We start from the raw sequence: 3961 nt of genomic DNA on the forward strand, positions 1-3961 counted from the left end.
GGTAGTAGTTGTTGTCGATGGCGTACGACTCCACGGCGGTGCCGATGGAGCGGATGTCCGCCATGGTCCGCTTCTGCTTGCCGCGGTCGATCGCGTTCAGCAGGTTCGGGATCGCGATCGCGGCGATGATGCCGATGATCGCCACCACGATCAGGAGCTCGATCAGCGTGAAACCTCTATTGTTTCGCTTCATGACCTATGGCCTCCTTTTTTTATGGTCCGGAGGAGTCTATCAAGCAATCGTGGTGCCATGACGTCCTGACGGGAACATGGAACGCGAAACGCCCGTCCGGCGCGCCATTCGGCGTGGGGTGTTCCTTCGCGCCCCTGCCCGAGCGACCGGGGACGTACGTGCTCTGACCTGGGATGTCGCAGGGGTGCCCGAGGAGCGACACAGGATGTCATAGCGGTCCCTCCCGGCGGGAGCGGATCCGGGCCGGTTCTCCGCGCCGCGTCACCTTCCGGGAATCTCGAAGAGGACGCAACCGCCGGCCCTCGCGACCGGTCGCAAGGCCTGGAAGAACCGATCGAGACGGTCGGCGGCCTTGGCGTCGTTCAGGATCCCCGCGGCGCGGCGCGCCGTCTCGGATTCGCCCAATTCCCGGGCGTTCAGCAGGACGTGGGTGTAACCCATTCTCCGCAGGTCGTCCCGCAGCGCGAGCGGATCGGCATCCGGCCGGGAGGCGCGCGCGATCCAGGCGTCGTCCCAGGCGCAGGGGGCGTCGCATCGACGATGGAAGTAGGCGGTCCGCGAGCTTCCCACCACGAGGATCCTCGCGTCGGCCGGAAGCCGCTCGTTCGCGTACCGGGCGACCGGGAGGTAATTCACGCGCTCCAGGAGGTACGCTTCGGGCTCGATCCTCCCCAGGAAGACCCGGCTCCCGCCCGTGGAGACGGTCTCCAGCATTCGCGCCGACAGCAGGAATCCCGGCGCCGCTCCGGCGACCACGATCGACACCACCGCGATGCGCCATGCTCGGTGATGGAACCTCGCGAACGCCGCCGCGGCGGCCAGCGGAACGAGGGCCCAGGCCACCGCGTAGACCCGGACCACGGCCGAGACGTAGCCGACCCCGACCACGAGAGTGACGAGCGCGATACCCAGAGGGATCGCGGTCTCGCGCCGGCGGGACAGGAGGAGCCCGACCGCGAGCAGCGGGATCGTCAGAGGCGTGAGCTCGCCGCCGCTCGCGTAGCGCGTCCGATCGATTCCGATCCCGGCGATCCGCACCGCGACGGCGACGGGCGAACGGTCCATCTCTTGAAGGGTGTCGCGCTTCATCCGCTCGGCGGCCTCGCTCGAGAAGTCGCGTCCGCCCAGCACCGAGTAGAACGCAGGGAAGAAAGGGTTGCCGCGATGGACCGCGTTCCGGACGAGCCACGGTGACGCCGCCGCGAGGACGGCGAGGAGGAAGACGGCGGGTCGGAGCATCCTCTCCCTGGAGGCGCGTCCGCGCTGGAGCGCCGGCACGCACCCGATCAGGAGCGCCGGCAGCGCGTTGGTGAGCTTGACCCCGACCCCGAGCCCGGCGAGGACTCCCGCCAGCGCCAGGGTGCGAAGCGGTCTCGCGGGGGCCCGTTCCAGCACCAGCGAAAGGGCCGGGAGGAGGAAGAGCGCGCCGAGGAGGTCGTTCTTCGCGAAGCAGGCCTCGAACCAGAACGGCCACTGCGACGCGAGGAGGAGGAGCGCGAGGTCCGACCCCTCTCGCCCGGCCTCCCCGCGGGCCATCCTCGCCACCGCGGCCGCGAGGAGGCAGGCCAACCCGAACGAGAGGATCTGCGCGGCCTTCTCACCGCCGAGCGCCATCGCGACCACGTTCAGCATCTCGGCGTTCTGGGGGTAGCAGGCCAGGTACGAGCCGTTCCAGTACGTGAGCGATTTCGTGGCGAGGTACAGGCTCGGGAGCCCGAGGTGGTACACCAGCGTGTCGTAGAACGTCGGCGGGAGCGACGCGTAGAGGAATCCCACCAGGAACACCGGCGCGGCCGCGACTCGTCCCGGCCACGCGGGCCATCGCGAGCGCGGGACGCCCTCGTCCGGCGCAGGGCCGGCCGGCGCGGGTCCGGCGCGCCGCCGCTCACGCCAGGCCGCGGCGGCGGGCGAGGACGCCGCGGCGACCAGAAGCCACAGAACCGGAGGGCGGAGCATCCCCGCGACCCCGGCTGCGAACGTCGCCAGGGCCAGGACGCCGAGGCCGAGGGCGGTCGCGACCACGTGGCCCGCTCGACCGGCGGCGTCGCGTCCCAAGAGCCGACGCGAAAGCCAGCCGCCGACGGACCACGCGGCGAACAGGATCAGGAGAGCGCAGGAGAGCTCGCGGGCCCACGAGAAAGCCCACCCGTGAGCGACGCCCGTCGCCTCGACGAAGGCGAGGATCGCGAGGGCGGCCAGCGCTCCGAGGATCGCGGATCGCGCGGCCGGGCGGTTCCAGGTCGGGGCGGAGAGGATCATCGGGAGAGGAGCATCGGCGGCGCGGGCGTGCGAGTCAAGGGATCGCGCCGTAAGATGGCTCTCGAGCGGGGTCGGGAATGGAGGGCGTCCGAATGCGGCGGCTGGGAGGGAACGCAGCGCTCTTGCTCTTCGCGCTCAGCGCCGTCCCGACGCCCGCCGCCGACGGGGCCGCGGCGTCCGGGCCTTCGGGAAAGGACAAGCTCCCGCCGCGGGTCGCCTGGGCCGCCGCTCACGACACCTCGCCGCCGCTCCGTACGATTCCCCCCGTCACGGGGCGCGCCCTGTCCGAGGAGCCGAGCCTGAACCTCGTGCTGCCCGGACGCGTCGGCGCCCGACCGGGCGCGCGGACGGTGGACGCGTGTTTCGCCCAGGAGCCGGCGGGAGCCGCCGGGCCGATGCCGGCGCCGATCGCGAGCTTCGAGGGGGTCTCGAACCTCGACAACCGCGTGCCGCCGGACACCGAGGGCGACGTGGGGCCGCGGCACTACGTTCAGTGGGTGAATCTCTCGCTGGCGATCTGGGACAAAAAGGGGAGCCTCCTCTACGGTCCGGTGAGCGGGCGCACCCTGTGGGCCGGCTTCGGCGGCATCTGCGAGACCCACGACAACGGGGACCCGGTCGTCCTGTACGACGGACTGGCGGACCGTTGGCTCGCAAGCCAGCTCGCGTTCGACTGGCCGGGGAACTTCCACCAGTGCATCGCCGTCTCGGAGACCGGCGACCCCACCGGGGCCTGGTACCGGTACGACTTCCCGTGGAGCCCCACCACGCTCAACGACTATCCGAAGTTCGCCGTCTGGCCCGACGCGTACTACATGGCGGTCAACCAGTTCGACGGCTCCACCCGTGCCTGGCGCGGGCAGGCCGCGGTCGCGTTCGAGAGGGACCGGATGCTGCTGGGCCAGGCCGCGCGGATGGTGGTCTTCGACCTCTACGGCGTGAATCCCGCATACGGCGGCCAGCTCCCCGCGGGCCTCGAGGGCCCGATCCCGCCGGCCGCCGGGACGCCGGCATGGTTCGTCGAGGTCGACGACGACGCCTGGGGATGGCCGAGCGACCTGCTGCAGATGTGGAGGTTCCACGTCGACTGGTCCGACCCTTCCCAGTCGACCTTCGGCCTCGACGGCCTCCCGGACGCGGTGGTCGATCTGACCGCCGCGGGGCTGCCGTTCAACTCCGACCTCTGTGGGTATTCGTCGAGCTGCATCCCGCTGCCCGGGGGCCACAGCGTGGACCCCTTCTCGGACCGCCTCATGTGGCATCTCGCGTACAGGAACTTCGTCTCCCACGAGGCGCTCACCGCGAACCACACCGTGGACGTGGACGGCCTCGATCACGCGGGAGTGCGCTGGTACGAGATCCGGGGGCTCGACGCGTCGGTGCCGTTCGTCTTCCAGGCGGGGACGGTGGCGCCCGACGGCGACCATCGCTGGATGGCGAGCCTGGCGACCGACGGGGCGGGGGACATGGGGCTCGGGTACAGCGTGGCGAGCGCGACGACCTACCCAT

At 71.0% G+C, this 3961-nt stretch carries 3 protein-coding genes; 1 reads left to right on the top strand and 2 read right to left on the bottom strand.

Going from position 1 to position 3961, the window contains the following annotated elements; genetic code table 11:
* Together LAO51_20110 and LAO51_20115 are read right to left on the bottom strand one after the other, a co-directional pair.
* Window positions 1-193: prepilin-type N-terminal cleavage/methylation domain-containing protein (locus tag LAO51_20110; GenBank protein ID MBZ5641051.1), on the bottom strand; the 193-nt coding region annotated here is incomplete at its 3' end.
* Window positions 194-454: 261 nt separating this feature from the next.
* Window positions 455-2452 carry a hypothetical protein gene (locus LAO51_20115; GenBank protein MBZ5641052.1) on the bottom strand — a complete coding sequence of 666 codons (1998 nt, stop codon included), beginning with the start codon at window positions 2450-2452 and terminating at the stop codon, window positions 455-457.
* A 92-nt stretch (window positions 2453-2544) separates the two neighbouring features.
* On the opposite strand from LAO51_20115, the gene LAO51_20120 reads away from it, so the two are divergent.
* The coding region (locus LAO51_20120; GenBank protein ID MBZ5641053.1) for a hypothetical protein at window positions 2545-3961 on the top strand (1417 nt) is incomplete at its 3' end.

The organism is Terriglobia bacterium, from assembly GCA_020073205.1.
Taxonomy (GTDB): domain Bacteria; phylum Acidobacteriota; class Polarisedimenticolia; order Polarisedimenticolales; family JAIQFR01; genus JAIQFR01.

Excerpts from the sequence above, each read along its gene's own strand:
- LAO51_20115 (MBZ5641052.1), bottom strand. The coding sequence starts at position 2,452 with ATGATCCTCTCCGCCCCGACCTGGAACCGCCCGGCCGCGCGATCCGCG.